The sequence below is a fragment of the Mycetocola lacteus genome (assembly GCF_003667575.1).
Lineage (GTDB): Bacteria > Actinomycetota > Actinomycetes > Actinomycetales > Microbacteriaceae > Mycetocola > Mycetocola lacteus.
The window spans coordinates 14509-29317 of record NZ_RCUY01000005.1; the positions used below are offsets into that span (position 1 = coordinate 14509).

General features: G+C 66.5%; 16 protein-coding genes. 10 read left to right on the forward strand and 6 right to left on the reverse strand.

Features of this window, described 5'->3' with window-relative positions; translation table 11 throughout:
• Nucleotides 1-15: 15 nt before the first annotated feature.
• On the reverse strand, nucleotides 16-825 hold the full coding sequence (locus D9V34_RS05640; RefSeq protein WP_121687910.1) for a TrmH family RNA methyltransferase: 810 nt from the start codon (nucleotides 823-825) through the stop codon (nucleotides 16-18).
• Between the two features lie 103 nt (nucleotides 826-928).
• Here D9V34_RS05640 and D9V34_RS05645 point away from each other — a divergent pair, with 103 nt between their 5' ends.
• Nucleotides 929-1765, forward strand: coding sequence for a Sir2 family NAD-dependent protein deacetylase (locus D9V34_RS05645; protein ID WP_121687911.1), 837 nt, complete (start codon nucleotides 929-931; stop codon nucleotides 1763-1765).
• Nucleotides 1766-2065: 300 nt separating this feature from the next.
• The gene (locus D9V34_RS05650) at nucleotides 2066-2902 is read left to right on the forward strand and encodes an NPP1 family protein (RefSeq protein ID WP_121687912.1); all 837 of its coding nucleotides are present in this window, start codon (nucleotides 2066-2068) and stop codon (nucleotides 2900-2902) included.
• 59 nt (nucleotides 2903-2961) lie between these two features.
• Here the strand turns inward: D9V34_RS05650 and D9V34_RS05655 are convergent, their stop codons facing one another.
• The gene (locus D9V34_RS05655; protein ID WP_121687913.1) at nucleotides 2962-3858 is read right to left on the reverse strand and encodes an alpha/beta fold hydrolase; all 897 of its coding nucleotides are present in this window, start codon (nucleotides 3856-3858) and stop codon (nucleotides 2962-2964) included.
• A gap of 115 nt (nucleotides 3859-3973) precedes the next feature.
• Between D9V34_RS05655 and treS the strand changes: the two genes are divergently transcribed.
• Nucleotides 3974-5683 (forward strand): maltose alpha-D-glucosyltransferase, encoded by a 1710-nt coding sequence (treS, locus tag D9V34_RS05660; RefSeq protein ID WP_121687914.1) that lies wholly within the window; start codon nucleotides 3974-3976, stop codon nucleotides 5681-5683.
• A gap of 110 nt (nucleotides 5684-5793) precedes the next feature.
• Nucleotides 5794-6495 (forward strand): 3'-5' exonuclease, encoded by a 702-nt coding sequence (locus D9V34_RS05665; protein ID WP_245991927.1) that lies wholly within the window; start codon nucleotides 5794-5796, stop codon nucleotides 6493-6495.
• A gap of 32 nt (nucleotides 6496-6527) precedes the next feature.
• Here the strand turns inward: D9V34_RS05665 and D9V34_RS05670 are convergent, their stop codons facing one another.
• The 3 genes from D9V34_RS05670 to D9V34_RS05680 all read right to left on the reverse strand — a co-directional run bounded on the left by D9V34_RS05670 (nucleotide 6528) and on the right by D9V34_RS05680 (nucleotide 9298).
• Complete coding sequence (locus D9V34_RS05670) at nucleotides 6528-7916, reverse strand: CoA transferase (protein WP_183091870.1); 1389 nt, start codon at nucleotides 7914-7916, stop codon at nucleotides 6528-6530.
• A gap of 205 nt (nucleotides 7917-8121) precedes the next feature.
• The gene (locus D9V34_RS05675; RefSeq protein ID WP_121687917.1) at nucleotides 8122-8370 is read right to left on the reverse strand and encodes a type B 50S ribosomal protein L31; all 249 of its coding nucleotides are present in this window, start codon (nucleotides 8368-8370) and stop codon (nucleotides 8122-8124) included.
• A 145-nt stretch (nucleotides 8371-8515) separates the two neighbouring features.
• Nucleotides 8516-9298: an ABC transporter ATP-binding protein gene (locus D9V34_RS05680; protein ID WP_121687918.1), complete on the reverse strand. Its 783-nt coding sequence runs from the start codon at nucleotides 9296-9298 to the stop codon at nucleotides 8516-8518.
• Nucleotides 9299-9400: 102 nt separating this feature from the next.
• On the opposite strand from D9V34_RS05680, the gene serB reads away from it, so the two are divergent.
• Nucleotides 9401-10051 carry a phosphoserine phosphatase SerB gene (gene serB, locus D9V34_RS05685; protein ID WP_121687919.1) on the forward strand — a complete coding sequence of 217 codons (651 nt, stop codon included), beginning with the start codon at nucleotides 9401-9403 and terminating at the stop codon, nucleotides 10049-10051.
• A gap of 58 nt (nucleotides 10052-10109) precedes the next feature.
• Here the strand turns inward: serB and fabG are convergent, their stop codons facing one another.
• Nucleotides 10110-10820, reverse strand: coding sequence for a 3-oxoacyl-ACP reductase FabG (gene fabG / locus D9V34_RS05690; protein ID WP_121687920.1), 711 nt, complete (start codon nucleotides 10818-10820; stop codon nucleotides 10110-10112).
• 151 nt (nucleotides 10821-10971) lie between these two features.
• Between fabG and D9V34_RS05695 the strand changes: the two genes are divergently transcribed.
• The 5 genes from D9V34_RS05695 to D9V34_RS05715 all read left to right on the forward strand — a co-directional run bounded on the left by D9V34_RS05695 (nucleotide 10972) and on the right by D9V34_RS05715 (nucleotide 14795).
• Nucleotides 10972-11391, forward strand: coding sequence for a DUF3099 domain-containing protein (locus tag D9V34_RS05695; RefSeq protein ID WP_121687921.1), 420 nt, complete (start codon nucleotides 10972-10974; stop codon nucleotides 11389-11391).
• Between the two features lie 28 nt (nucleotides 11392-11419).
• Nucleotides 11420-11647, forward strand: a complete 228-nt coding sequence (locus D9V34_RS05700; protein WP_121687922.1) for a hypothetical protein — start codon at nucleotides 11420-11422, stop codon at nucleotides 11645-11647.
• Nucleotides 11644-12501, forward strand: a complete 858-nt coding sequence (locus tag D9V34_RS05705) for an SURF1 family cytochrome oxidase biogenesis protein (protein ID WP_121687923.1) — start codon at nucleotides 11644-11646, stop codon at nucleotides 12499-12501. Before D9V34_RS05700 ends, D9V34_RS05705 begins: the two co-directional genes overlap by 4 nt.
• A gap of 222 nt (nucleotides 12502-12723) precedes the next feature.
• Nucleotides 12724-13743 (forward strand): iron-siderophore ABC transporter substrate-binding protein, encoded by a 1020-nt coding sequence (locus tag D9V34_RS05710; protein ID WP_121687924.1) that lies wholly within the window; start codon nucleotides 12724-12726, stop codon nucleotides 13741-13743.
• Complete coding sequence (locus D9V34_RS05715) at nucleotides 13740-14795, forward strand: FecCD family ABC transporter permease (protein WP_220700544.1); 1056 nt, start codon at nucleotides 13740-13742, stop codon at nucleotides 14793-14795. The genes D9V34_RS05710 and D9V34_RS05715 overlap by 4 nt, the downstream gene beginning before the upstream one ends.
• Nucleotides 14796-14809 lie beyond the last annotated feature (14 nt).

Here is a 14809-nt window from a genome sequence, read left to right on the forward strand (position 1 = left end):
GCGCGCCGCCGGAAACTAGTCGCGAATCCGCAGCTCCCAGAGCGCAACCGCGCTGGCCGCGGCAACATTGAGCGAATCCACCCCGTGCAGCATCGGGATAATCACCGTACTGTCGGCATGGTGCAGGGCCTGACGACTGAGGCCATCGCCCTCGCTGCCGAGCATCAGGGCGATCTTCTCGGGCGCGTTCGCCGAGAACTCATCCAGGGTCACCGCACGCTCATCCAGAGCCAGCGCGGCCACATGAAATCCTGCGGCACTGAGGATCTCGCGCGCGTCGTCCCACTCGGGCATCCGGGTCCACGGCACCTGCAATACCGTGCCCATACTCACCCGCACGCTGCGGCGGTAGAGGGGGTCGGCGCAGCGCGGCGAGACCAGGACGGCGTCGGCTCCCAGCCCGGCCACCGCACGGAAGATGGCACCCACGTTGGTGTGGTCCACGATGTCCTCAAGGATCACGATGCGGCGGGCATCTCGAATCAGCTCGGCCATATCCGGCAGCTCGGGCCGGTGCATCGCGGCGAGCGCGCCCCGGTGCATGTGAAATCCGGTGAGTTTTTCCAGCGTGGCCGCATCGCCCACATACACCGGAACATCCGGGAAGTCGGCGAGGATGGGTTCCATCTCGGCCAGCCACTTCTCGGCCAGCAGAACCGATCGGGGCACGTGACCGGCGGCGATGGCACGCGTGATGACCTTGCTCGACTCGGCGATGTAGAGCCCACCCTCGGGCTCGGTCACCCGGCGCAGGGCCACGTCGGTGAGCCGTGCATAATCGGCCAGTTCATCGAGCCCGTCCGGCCCCAGGGGAATAACGCGCACCCAAATACTCCTGTACTCACTACGGTGGTTATGTAACACCACGCGGGGATCATCCGATCCCCCGTTAGACCATCATTCCATCCCCGGCCCCTGGAGGCGTCACGTGCCCATTCCCGATTCGGCAGACCTCGACCGTGCGGCGGATATTCTGCGGGGCCGTAGCCTGGCGATTCTGACCGGCGCCGGGGTCTCCACCGACTCCGGCATTCCCGACTATCGCGGTCCCGGAGCCCCGGTGCGCAAGCCGATGACCGGTCCCGAGTTTCGGGCGTCGGCCGAGCGCCGTCGACGCTACTGGGCCGGAGCCTTCCTCGGTGGACGCCTGATGCGGGCGGCCAAACCCAACCCCACCCATCGGCTGCTGGCCGCATGGGAGCGTTCGGGACGGGCCCTGGGGATCGCAACCCAGAACGTGGACGGGTTGCACCGTCAGGCGGGGACCCGAAAGCTCGTGGAGCTGCACGGGGGTCTGGATCGCGTGGTGTGTCTGTCCTGCGAGCAGGGCTTCGCCCGGCAGGCGATCACCGATCAGATCGCCCGGGAAAACCCGTGGCTCGCGCAGCTGGGTCCCGAGGACGCGGACCGACTGAACCCTGATGGCGATGCCGAGGTACCCGAGCTGGACGGCTTCACCGTGCCCGTCTGCACGGTCTGTGGCGGCCCGCTGAAGCCCGACGTGGTCTTCTTCGGAGAGACGGTCCCCTCGGCCCGCTTTGCCCGCGCCCGCTCGATCGTGCACCGTGCCGACGCACTGCTGGTGCTGGGGTCCTCGCTCACCGTGAACACCGGAATCCGGCTGCTGGATCAGGCTCGTCGCGACGGCTCCCCCATCATCACGATCAACCGCGGCACCACCGGCGGCGCCTCCCGCGCAACCCTGGTCTTGGAGGGTTCGGTGGCACCGGCCCTGCACGCGCTGGATGAGCGACTCGCCCACTAGCTTCATTCCAACCGGCCGGCCGGGTGGGGTTTCGAACTCCCGTCTGACCGGCCGGTTATGTGTCCGCCGGGTTAATTTTTTGCGCAGAGGAAACGCATAGCTGGCGTAAATACGGGGCATAGCGGGCTCATAGCCACGCCCGAGATAACAATCACTTTTGTACTTCTTGACCCGTGTTTTGGGGGTGCACTTTACTGAGCCTCGGGGGACGAAGAATCCACCCCGGCTCTGGGGGAAATGTCGCGGGTCGCGACGACATGAGTCTCGAGCTGACACCCATCGCGACCTTCAAGGAGAACCATGTCCATCACCCTGGATGGCTCGGCCTCGGCCGAAAACACCGCGCCGCGCTCAGCCCGCGTCGCCCGAAAGATTGTGCTCGCCCTGTTGGGAGCGGCGTGCGCAGCAATCCTCGCGCTGGGTGCCGCACCCAGCGCACAGGCCCAGGTTTTCCAGCCGCTGCCGCAGAACGCGGACGGCCTGGAGCAGACATTCTCGCCGGCCTATGACTACGACACCGATGGCTGCTACGCGACCGCCGCGATCAGCGCCAGCGGACAGATCAACTCGGGGCTCGGCCTCGGCGGCGCGGTCAACGGCCACTGCCACGATGCCCCGCAGCTGCAAAATGCCAACACTTACTCCCGCGAAAAGTGCAATAACGGTTGGTGCGCGATCATGTACGCCAGCTACTTCGAGAAGGACCAGTCCTCCAACGGCGTCGGGGAGATCGCCGGCGGCAGCAACGGCCACCGTCACGACTGGGAGCACGTGATCATCTGGGTACAGAACAACCAGGTGAAGTACGTCTCGCGCTCGGTGCACTCGGGATGGCAGGTGGATCCCGCCTCCAATGTCCGCTTCGACGGCACCCACGCCAAGGTGGTCTACCACAAGGAGGGTGGCTTCACCCACTACTTCCGCCTGGCCAACGCCTCCGATGACCGGGTGGAAAACGTCACCGGCGGCTGGGTCTACCCGCGCCTGGTGGGATGGAACGGCTACCCGTCGGACTACCGTAACCGTCTGCTCAGCGCCAACTTCGGTTCGGCCACCATCAAGATCGGTGACCAGAGCTTCGGTTACGGCCTGAACGCCGGTAAGCCCGCGGGGATTTCCTTCAACCCCTGGGGCTAACCACTAGCGCCTCAACGCATCACACCCGCATTCCGGCTCTCCGGGTGCGGGTGTGGTGTTTAGGCCGGCAGTCCCAGCTCGTCGCGGATGAGGGCCGCCGCCTGTTCGGGGGTTTCATAGTGGATCAGGTGCCCCACCTCGGGGATGACTTCCAGGCGAGCATCCGCAAGCTTCTCGGCGAGCTCGCGCTGCTTGGGCACCGAGGTGATGTCATCGTTCTCGGCGGCGATCAGCAGGGTGCGCACCGGAATCCGGTCGGCATACTGGCTCACGTCGTAGCGCACCGAGGTGTCAAACGCGTCCATCACGCTGGCCCGGTCGGCAAACGCGCTGAAGTAGCGATCATGCTGATCGTGGATCCAGGCACGACGCTCGGGGTCCTTGGTCTTCGCCATCGCGATGCTGGAGACCCGGGTGATGATCCGTGAGCGCAGCAGCGCAAAGCCCAGCCCCTCGGGCAGGGACTTGCCCGCCCAGTAGTAGAAGACCGCGAGTCGGGTGAGGATTCCGCGCGGTCCCGACAGCGCCGGCGCGGCAATCGGGTTGACCAGGATCAGCGTGGAGACCGGCTGTCCATCGGCCACCGCGGCCGACACCACAATCGATCCGAACGAGTGACCGAGGATCACCGGCGGCACGTCCAGATCGAGTGCGGCAATGAATCCACGCAGCCAACGCACATAGCCTTCGATATCGTGACGGCCGCTGACAAACGCCGCGGATTCACCAAACCCGGGCAGGTCGGGGGCGATGATGTGCGCGTCGGGGAACTGGGCCACAATCGGCTCCAGCCCGTGATGATCCCCGCGGAATCCGTGCACAAACACCATCGTCACCGCGGCATCCGGGTCGCCATATTCCCAGTACGCGGTCCGTGCACCCTCCAGGGTCACCTCGCCGCGGCGGGTCGCAATCTGGTCGAGACGGGGCTGGTACGGGGAGATCGGTGCAGTCACATCCTCAGTTTAGGTGTTGTGCACAACACATTCCCGCCCGCTGCCCCTAGACTCGTTCGGAAGACAGTTCGATCCACCTCGTGGATCGTGCCCGTGCACCACAGATTGGAACAGTGTGACCTTTACTGCGCCCATCCAGCTTCCCGGCCTCGCACGCGAACCGCTCTGGTATCGCCGCGCGGTGTTCTATGAGGTGATGGTCCGCTCCTTCGTGGATAGTAACGCCGATGGAACCGGCGACATGAAGGGCCTGATCAGCAAGCTCGACTACCTGCAGTGGCTGGGAATCGATGCGCTGTGGCTTCCCCCGTTTTTCACCTCGCCCCTGCGCGACGGCGGTTACGACGTGGCCGACTACCGGTCCATCCTGCCGGAGTTTGGCACGATCGAGGAGTTCCGCGAGCTGGTGACCCGTGCGCATGAGCGCAACATGCGGGTCATCATCGACATTCCGCTGAACCACACCTCGGATCAGCACGCCTGGTTCCAGGCCTCCCGTGAGGATCCCGAGGGACCCTACGGCAACTTCTATGTCTGGAGTGATGACAATGAGAAGTTCCCGAATATTCGCATCATCTTCACCGATACCGAGGAGTCCAACTGGGCGTTTGATCCGGTGCGCAAGCAGTACTACTTCCACCGCTTCTTCTCCCACCAGCCGGACCTGAACTACGGCGAGCCCGCGGTTCACGAGGCCATCTTTGACGTGGTGCGGTTCTGGCTGGACCTCGGGGTGGATGGCTTCCGTCTGGACGCGGTCCCCTACCTCTTTGAGTCCGATGAGGGCAACGGCGAGGGCGAACCGGAAACCCACGAGTTCCTGGTGAAGCTGCGCGCGATGCTGGATGAGGAGTACCCGGGCCGCATCATGCTCGCCGAGGCGAACCAGTGGCCCAAGGAAACCGCCGCATTCTTCGGGACCAACGAGGAGCCCGAGTGTCATATGGCCTTCGACTTCCCGGTCATGCCGCGCATCTTCTACGCGCTGCGTTCGCAGCAGTCAGAGGAGCTCGAGCGGGTTCTGCGCGAGGTTACGCACATCCCCGACTGGGCCGGCTGGGGCGTGTTCCTGCGCAACCACGACGAGCTCACCCTGGAGATGGTGAGTGAGGACTACCGCCAGGCCATGTACGGCTGGTATGCCTACGATCCGCGGATGCGAGTCAACGTGGGCATCCGGCGACGCCTGGCCCCGCTGCTGGACAACTCCCGTGCCGAGTTGGAGCTTGCCCACGCGCTGCTCTTCTCGCTGGGCGGCAGCCCGTTCCTCTATTACGGGGATGAGATCGGCATGGGCGATAACGTCTGGCTGGATGACCGCGATTCCTCCCGAACCCCGATGCAGTGGACCCCGGACCGCAACGCGGGCTTCTCGGCGGCGGATCCCGGCAAGCTCTACCTGCCGGTGGTGCAGTCGCTGGTGTACAACTACCAGAGCGTCAACGTTGAGTCGCAGCTAGCCCAGTCGGCCTCGCTGCTGCACTGGATTCGCAATGTGATCCACATTCGCAAGTCCCACCCGGTCTTTGGACTGGGCACCCTCGAGGTGATCGACACCAACCACGGCTCGGTACTGGCCTTCCGGCGCAGCTACGAGGGCAAGGTGGGTCCGCAGAACGAGCCGGCAGAGGACGTTCTGTGTGTGTTTAGCTTCGCGCACCACCCCACCCCGGTGACGATCACCGACCCGTCCCTGGCCGGACATCGGGTGCGTGACCTGTTTGGTGGGGCGACCTTCCCCTCCTTCGGCGAGGATGGCACACTCAACCTCACCATGGGCTCGCAGAGCTTCTACTGGCTGCACGTGAGCCGGCCCAGCGCCTAGCCTCACTCGCTCATAACGCACACGCGGACATCCCCGGGGATGTCCGCGTTTGCGTTGTCGGCGGCGCGTGTTCCACACCGGTATCGGTGGTCCGGCCTAAGCTTAGAAACGTGAATACCACCACGAGCATCTGGACCCAGCCGATCGCCGTCTTCGACCTGGAAACCACCGGGATCGACGTCACCACGAGCCGCATTGTGAGCGCGCACGTGGGCATTCTTGATGCGCGAGGCGAGGTGATCCGCAACCACGACTGGCTCGCGGATCCCGGGGTCGAGATTCCCGAGCAGGCCACCGCGGTGCACGGCATCACCACCGAGCGCGCCCGCGCCGAGGGTCAGCCCGCCGCCCTGGTGGTGGCGGAGATTATCTCGGCGCTGCGGGAGCTACTCACCGCCAACGTGCCGGTGGTCATCTACAACGCCCCCTATGACCTCAGTCTGCTGCACCACGAGGCGCTGCGCTACGGATACACGCCGCTGGAGAACCCGTCCCCGATCGTGGATCCGCTGGTGATCGACAAGGCGGTAGACCGCTTCCGCAAGGGCAAGCGCACACTGGAGGCCTCGGCCGAGTTTTACGGGGTTTCGCTGCTGGATGCCCACGATGCCGCCTCCGACGCGATTGCCGCCGGCCACGTGGCTCAGGCACTGATCCGCGCGCACGCCGACAAGCTGGAGGGGCTGAGCGCCGCCGAGCTGCACGCCAAGCAGGTGGAGTGGTGCGCCGAGCAGGCCGCGTCCTTCCAGGAGTACATGCGCCGCTCGAAGAACCCGAACTTTGTGGCCTCCGGGGAGTGGCCGGTCCGCTAGGGCTGCCCGGCCTGTTAGGGCTGCCCGGCCTGCTAGCGCCGTGCCCAGCGCGGAGCGTCGGCACCCAGCGCCCGCGCCGGATGTTCCGAATCCACCCGAATACTCGCGGTGGAGGCGGGCCAGGCCAGGCGCTGTGCGAGACCCCAGGACGTGTGTTCGATCCGGGTGGTGGGGGCCGGCGACTGCGTGACGATGGTGAGCGGATCGGTGCCGATGCGCGAATCCAGCAGGCTCGCGGTCTTGGCCAGTGACAGGCGTGCCCGCACCCCCTCTCCGTGATGCACCGATTGCGCCCAGGCGCGCAGGGCGGCGGTAGCCGCGAGCATCCCGGTTGCGTGATCGAGGGCCTGCACGGGCAGCGAGACCGGCGCGGTTTCTCCCGCGGGGATGGCCGCGACGCCGGTGCTGAACTGCACGATTGAGTCGAATCCGCGGCGGCCTCGCCAGGGGCCGCTCCACCCGTAGGCATTCAGGGCGACCTCGGTGAGCCCCGGGCGGATTCGGGCGCGCTCTCGCTCGCCAAACCCCAGACGTTCGAGGGCATCGGCGCGGTAGCCGTGTACCAGGATGTCGGCCTCGGCCAGCAGGTTGAGAAAGCGCTCGCGGTCCACCCGGTGGCGCAGATCGAGCCGGGCCGTACGCTTGCCCCACAGCATCTCGGATTCCAGGGCGGGCTCGGACCAGTCGGGTGGGTCGATGCGGAGCACGTCGGCACCGAGCAGAGCCAGGGTGCGGGTCGCGACCGGGCCCGCGATGACCCGGGTCAGATCGAGCACCCGGACCCCGCGTAGGGGCTGTTCGGGGTCCGGGGCGCCCTGTCGGAGGGCGGGAAACCCGGTAGAGTCCCAGGCGATCAGTGGTTCCGCCGCGATCGCCTGCCCGGGGGCTGAGTGCTCCCACTCCGTGCGGGTCTGTAACCGGGCGGCCGCTCCCCCGAAGCCGACGATGCGGTCCTCGGCTTCGATCGAGTCCAGCTGCGCCAGGCGGGCCTCCAGGCGTGCGCGGGTGGTGTCGTGGGCGAGGCCCAGGGCATCCAGCATCGCGATTCGGTGTGCGGGGGCGTTGGCGTGGGTGCGGATCCATCCGTCGGCGGTCCGGATGCCACCCGAGAGCGGGCTCCAGGGGTTGCCGGGAAGCCACCCCAGTGGGCGCAGGGTGCCGTGGAACCAGGCGGATGCACCCATCCGGGAGACGGTGACCGGGGTGCGCGCCGCCGGGGCAACGAGGTCGGCTGCGGCGATCTGGGCGGCCGCGAAGGTTGCGGCGGCAACGCTGCTGAGCAGATCGGCGGGAGTTTCGGGGTCCTCGATACTCAGGCGTGTCGCCGCGGACCCGTGATCGCCAACCGCGGGCACGGCCTCACCACTCGCGAGCGGCGGGCGGGCCGCGAGAATCACATCGAGCAGGTCGGCAGGTTCCATGGTTTTATCCTGCCTCGGTCGGCCCGATTCGGCAATGGGGAGGAAACGCAAAACCGGGCCCCTCCCGAAGGAAGGACCCGGCCTTAGAGGTCGGGTGCTTACGCGCCGAAACCGGTCGTTCATCAACACAGTGCGCTGGTTGAACCCGGGCACAGCAAAACCGGGCCCCTCCCGAAGGAAGGACCCGGCCTTAGAGGTTGGGTGCTTACGCGCCGAAACCTGCGAAGCGCTGGTTGAACTTCTCCACGCGGCCGGCGGAGTCCATGATGCGCTGCTTGCCGGTGTAGAAGGGGTGCGAAGCCGAGGAGATTTCGACGTCGATGACCGGGTAGGTCACACCGTCGAGCTCGATGGTCTTGTCGCTGGTGACCGTGGTACGGGTCAGGAAGGTTTCACCCGATGCGAGGTCGCGGAACACAACTGCTTCGTAGGTGGGGTGGATGTCGGTCTTCATGAGGACTTCCTTGATAGTGGATGGTGGTAACGATAAACGTCTTGGGATTTGGCCGCGCGGCGCGAAACCTGCGCAGCTAAGTCAGCTACTAACTTTAGCAGACTTCATACCGGGGTGTGCGCGCACGCCCCGGCGGGTCTTGGGCCTAGACCGCGCGGGCGTTGTAGCGCCCGCCGGTTTCGGTCACGTTGATCGGCAGACCAAACGTGGTGGAGAGGTTGTCCGAGGTCACGGTGTCCGCGAGCGGACCCTGTGCCACGATGCGACCCTCGCGGATGAGCAGTGCGTGGGTGAAGCCCACGGGGATTTCCTCCACGTGGTGGGTGACCATGACGATGGCCGGGGCCTCACTCGAGCGGGCGAAGCCACCGAGCAGGGCGACGAGCTCCTCGCGGGCACCGAGGTCGAGGCTCGAGGCGGGCTCATCGAGCAGCAGCAGTTCGGGGTCGGTCATGACCGCACGGGCGATCTGTACGCGCTTCTGCTCGCCATCGCTCAGGGTCCCGAATGCGCGGTCGGCGAGGTGGTCAAGCTTCCACTCGTTCAGCACGCGGTGGGCGCGCTTCTCGTCGATGTTCTCGTACTCCTCGGTCCAGCGACCGGTCACCGAGTAGGCGGCGGTCATCACGACGTTGAGCACGGTCTCGCCCTGCGGCAGACGCTTGGAGAGTGCGCTGGAGGCGAATCCGATCCGCGGGCGCAGCTCGAACACGTCTGTGCGGCCCAGACGGTCACCGAGGATGTCCACGGTGCCGAGGGTCGGGTAGAGCTGGGTGGCTGCAAGCTGCAGCAGGGTGGTTTTCCCGGCACCGTTGGGTCCGAGGATGACCCAGCGCTCATCGGAACCGACCGTCCAGGTCGCCGAATCCAGGATGGGGCTGCCATCTCGCAGCACCGATACGTCTTCTACGTGCAGAACCTTCGCCATGTTCTAAGCCTATCGCTCCGCACCCGGAGTGCGTGACACATCCGTCGCCGAGTTGATGCCAGAATGAGGCGATAGCCGTTTTGCGACAGAGAGCAGAAGACCATGAGCGACTCCCCCGCCCGTTTCCTGGTGATCCTGGATGTGGATTCCACCCTGATCAAAAATGAGGCGATTGAGCTGATTGCCGAGCGCGCCGGGAGCCTGGAGCACGTGGCCGCGGTGACCGAGCGGGCGATGCGCGGGGAGTTGGATTTTGCCGCGAGTCTGCGTGAGCGTGTCGCAACCCTGAAAGACCTGAGTGTTTCCGAGATTGACGCGGTGCGCGAAAAGATCGAGCTGAGCGATGGTGCCCGCGATCTGATCGCCGGGGTTCATGCGGCGGGTGGCCGGGTGGCCGTGGTGTCCGGTGGGTTCCACGAGCTGCTGGATCCGCTGGCGGAGTCGCTGGGTCTGGACCGCTGGCGGGCCAACCGCCTCGAGGTGATCGACGGCGCACTGACCGGCAACGTGCTGGGCGACATCATCGACGCCGAGGCCAAGGCCGTGGCGCTGCGCGAGTGGGCGGGCGAATTCGGAGTGCCGCTTGAGCGCACCATCGCCGTGGGTGACGGTGCCAACGACCTGAAGATGATGGCGATCGCCGGACTCTCGGTCGCCTACGACGCCAAGCCCGCCGTGCGCGCCCAGGCGAGCGTCGCCGTGGGCAGCCGCAACCTCTCGGACATTCTGCCGCTGCTGGGCCTGCGCGGCTAGGCACAGAAAAACGCGGGGCACCTCGGAATCGAGGTGCCCCGCGTTTTTGCGTGTGGGACTAGTGCCCCATACCCAGACCGCCGTCGACGGGGATCACGGCACCGGAGATGTACCCGGCGTCCTCGCCGCCGATCCACGCCACAACCTTGGCCACCTCGGAGGGCGAGGCAAAGCGGGCGGCGGGGATGCTGGCCTTGTACTGCTTCTGGGTGTCCTCGGGCAGGGCCGCGGTCATGTCGGTCTCGATGAACCCGGGGGCCACCACGTTGGCGGTGATGCCGCGGGCACCCAGCTCGCGGGTGATCGAGCGGGCCATGCCCACCAGGGCCGCCTTGGAGGCGGAGTAGTTGACCTGGCCGGGACCGCCATAGAGGCCCACGACACTGGAGATCAGCACGATGCGGCCGTAGCGCGCCTTGAGCATCCCCTTGGAGGCGCGCTTGACCACGCGGAAGGATCCACCCAGGTTGGTGTCGATCACGGTGTCGAAGTCCTCCTCGGACATGCGCATCAGCAGCGTGTCGCGGGTGATGCCGGCATTGGCGACCAGGACCTCGACCGGACCGTAGGCGGCCTCGATCTCGGTGAAGGCGGCGTCCACCGAGGCGGCGTCGGTAACGTCGGCGCGCACGGTCAGCGAACCGGCGGGGCCCTCACCCGAGCGTGCGGTCACGGCGACGCGGTGGCCCTGAGCGAGGAATTCCTCGGCGATGGCAAAGCCGATTCCGCGGTTTCCACCGGTGACAAGGACGGTACGAGGTTCGGTCATGTTTTCTCCTGAAACCTGGGCCTCGGCCGCGCCGGCGCGTGGGCATCCGGCGCGAATTCGAGGGAATGTTCGTGTCTGCGGGGCCACCCGGTGGCCGCGCGCTGGTTCCAGCTTAGGGTGTCCCGGGAAAGAGCGTAGGCTTAGGACCGACATGAACGACTCCTCGATCACCACACTGCCGCGATCACCCGAGGAAGACCGTCGCCGGCGCATGCGCCAATACTTCATCGCGATGGCTATCCGGATGGTGTGTTTGGTGAGCCTGATGTTTGTGCACGGCTGGTGGATGCTGGTGCCCATCCTGGGCGCGGTATTCATCCCCTACTTCGCGGTGCTGGTGGCCAATATGCCCGGGCCGGCGGTTGAGGGACACCGGGAATCCCCCGGCGGGCTGATCCCCACGGCCTCGATGCCCGAGACCGTGCGCATCCCCGAGCCTGCCCCGCAGCCGAGCTTTACCGAGGAGTCGGCCGCCGAGACCCCCGCCGATACCGAGCCTGGCACGCCCGACAGCTGGGTCATCTATGAGCACCCCGCCGACGCCCCGACCCCCAAACCGGAGACCGCATGACCTCCTCCCCGTTGAACGCGCAGGCCGCATGCTAGGCGGACTGTTTGGTGAGCCCGCGATTCACGAGTGCTCCCGCGCCGGCTGCCGCGCCGAGGCCACCGTGAGGATCACCTGGCGCAACCCCAAGATTCACGATGAAACCCGCAGCAAGGTATGGCTGGCCTGCGCCAAACACGATGGGTTTCTAACCGAGTTTTTGACCTCCCGGGGGTTCCCGGTTGAGGTGGCCCCCTTTATCCCCGAGGAGACCCCGTGAACCGCTGGCGGTTTGTGTTTGAAAAGCGCTGGTTTGCCTACCTGGGCGTGGCGATCGTGTTTGCCATCGCCTGCGTGCTGCTCTCCAACTGGCAGCTGGATCGCCGCGGCGAGCGCGAGGACGAGATTGCCCGCGTGGCCAAGAACTTCGACGCGACCCCGGTGCAGATCGATCAGGCCCTCCCCTCGGAGAGCGCGTTCAACATCAACGATCGCTGGCTTCCGGTGACCATGCACGGTCGCTATGAGGAGGATAAGCAAATCCTGGTGCGTAACCGTCCCTACGATGGCTCGCCGGGGTATGAGATCCTCACCCCGCTGCGCCTGGATAACGGCAAGGTGTTCCTGGTCAACCGCGGCTGGGTTCCGCAGGGCAACAACGCCGAACGTCCCGATCACGTGCCCGCCCCGCCGAGCGGCGAGGTCACCGTGGTGGCACGCCTGAAGGCCAGCGAGGACACCATCCGTGGACGCGGCGCCCCCACCGGGCAGCTGGCGACGGTCAACCTGCCCGAGGCCGAGGCGATCCTCAAGGAGCGCATCTACACCGGTGCCTATGGCCTGCTGGACACCGAGGATCCCGCCCCCAGCGAGCAGCGTCCGGCCGCCGTGAAGAAGCCCGATCCCGATGAGGGACCGCACCTGTCCTATGCGTTCCAGTGGATCCTGTTTGCGCTGATGGGCTTCACCTTCCTGGGGTGGGCCGTGCGGGAGGAGTACCGCCGGGTGAACTCGGATGATCCGGCCGAGAAGGTGCGCGCCGCCAAGCGGGCGGCGAAGCGCGCCTCAAAGCTCACCGATGCCGACGTTGAGGACGCCGAGGTGGAGGACGTACGTATCCACGCCGAACGCTAGATTTTTCGCGAGAAACCGCGGATCCCCGAGCCGGGGGTCCGCGGTTTTTTGCTGCCCACACATCCAAAGTGTCAAAATATTTGAAAGTTCAGGTGAGGTAAGGCTAGACTAACCACACGGTTCGATGCCCCGGTCCGCAGATGCACCATCTGCGCCGACAGAGGCGCGCGTCGATCCCCGAGTCACCGATCAGGTGCATCCTCCCCCACCGAAAGGCTTCACATGCGACGCCCCGTCCAGCGGCCCCGCCGCACGCTCTTTGCCGCCGCCCTCGCCGCGGCCACCCTGGTTCTCGCGGGCTGCTCCGCGCAGGGAAACACCGGCGACACCGCCGGATCGGCCGATACCGTCACGATCACCCACGCACTGGGGACCGCCGAGATCACCGGCACCCCCAAGCGCATCGTGACCCTCGGCCAGGGTTCCGCCGAAACCGCCATCGCGCTCGGTACGATCCCGGTGGGCATGGAGGAATACCCGTGGGGTAGCGATGACACCGGCTACCTCCCCTGGGTCCACGAGGCCGTGACCAAGGAGGGCGGGAAGCTGCCCAAGACCTTCACTGGGAACACCGAGCTCGATGTGGAAACCATCGCCGACCTCGACCCGGACCTGATCCTCGCCCCCTGGTCGGGCGTGACCCAGGAGCAGTACGACGTGCTCTCCAAGATCGCCCCGACCATCGCCTACCCGAAGCAGCCGTGGACCATCACCTGGGACGACCAGATCACCACGATCGGCAAGGCCATGGGCAAGTCCACCGAGGCCGCCGACCTGGTGAGCGACATCAAGAACCAGCTGGAAAACGCCAAGCGTCCCGAGTACGCGGGCGTGACCTTCTCCTACGTTTACACCACCGGCCCCGGTACCCTGGGCGTGTTCTTCCCCGGCGAGCAGCGAGTGGCCATGGCCTCGGCGCTCGGCCTCACCGTGGACCCCGTGGTCAACTCATTCGAGGAAACCGAGGGTACCGACTCGGCGCTGATCGGCCTGGAAAACGCCGATAAGCTCGCCGGCTCGGACCTGATCTTCACCTTCTACTCCGATGAGAAGACCCGTGCCGAGATCGAGGCGCAGCCACTCTACGCGGCAATTCCGGCCGTCGCCAAGGGTGCCGTGGTGGCACCGACCGACCAGCCCTTTGTCACCGGATCCTCGATGATCAACCCGCTCACCGTGCCCTGGGCACTCGAGCGCTACGTGCCGCTGATCGACGCCGCGCTCGCGCACGCCGGTAAGTGACGTCCGTCTCCACCACGCCTGCGGCCGCCCGGGAATCCCGGCGCGGCCGCTTGGGCGTTCGCTCGGCCCCGATCAACCTGCTGATCCTTTTGGGGTTGGCCCTGCTTCTGGCCGTACTCTCGGTGCTGTCACTGTTTGCCGGCAGTCGGGTCACCGGGATCGCCGAGGTTGTGCAGGCACTCACCGGCGCCGGCGATCCGCACCTGCAGCTCGTGGTCACCGAACGCATTCCGCGGACGATCATCGGCGCCGTGGTGGGGGCAAGCCTCGCGGTCTCCGGGGTCATCGTGCAGGGGGTGACGCGCAATCCGCTGGGCGATCCGGGATTGCTGGGCGTGAGTGTTGGAGCCTCCGCGGCCGTGGTGACCGCGACGGCGATCACCGGGACCGCAATCGGTGCGGGGACCGTCTGGGTCGCGCTGGTTGGTGCCCTGGTCACGGTGATCCTGGTGGTCCTGGTGGCCGGTCGCCCCACCGGCGGCGGCATCGTCCCGCTGCTCCTGGCCGGTGCCGTGGTCTCGGCGGTGCTGGGCACGTACATCCAGGCGATGATCCTCACCCGCCCGGCCGTGTTCGACTCGTTCCGCTTCTGGGTCATCGGTTCCCTCGCCGGACGCCGACTGGACACCCTCGCCGAGGTTGCCCCCGCGTTGATCCTGGGGCTGGCGCTCGCGCTGATCCTTGCCTCGGGCCTCAACGCGCTCGCCCTCGGCGACGACCTCGCCCACTCGCTCGGCGTCTCGGTTCCCCGGGTACGCGCCGGAGCCCTGCTGGCAGCCGCGCTGCTGTGTGCCGGGGCCACCGCACTGGTGGGGCCGATTGCATTCCTGGGTCTCGCGGTGCCGCACCTGGTGCGGGCACTGGTGGGCACCGATCATCGCTGGCAGATGCCCGCGGCGATCCTACTGGGGGCCTCGGTCCTGATCGCCGCCGATATTGTGGGCCGAATCATCGCGCGCCCCGGTGAGCTGATGGTGGGGGTGGTGACCGCGTTTGTGGGTGCCCCGTTCCTGCTAATTGCCGTGCGGGCCGGACGGGCGGTGCGCGGATGACCCGACTGGCTCCC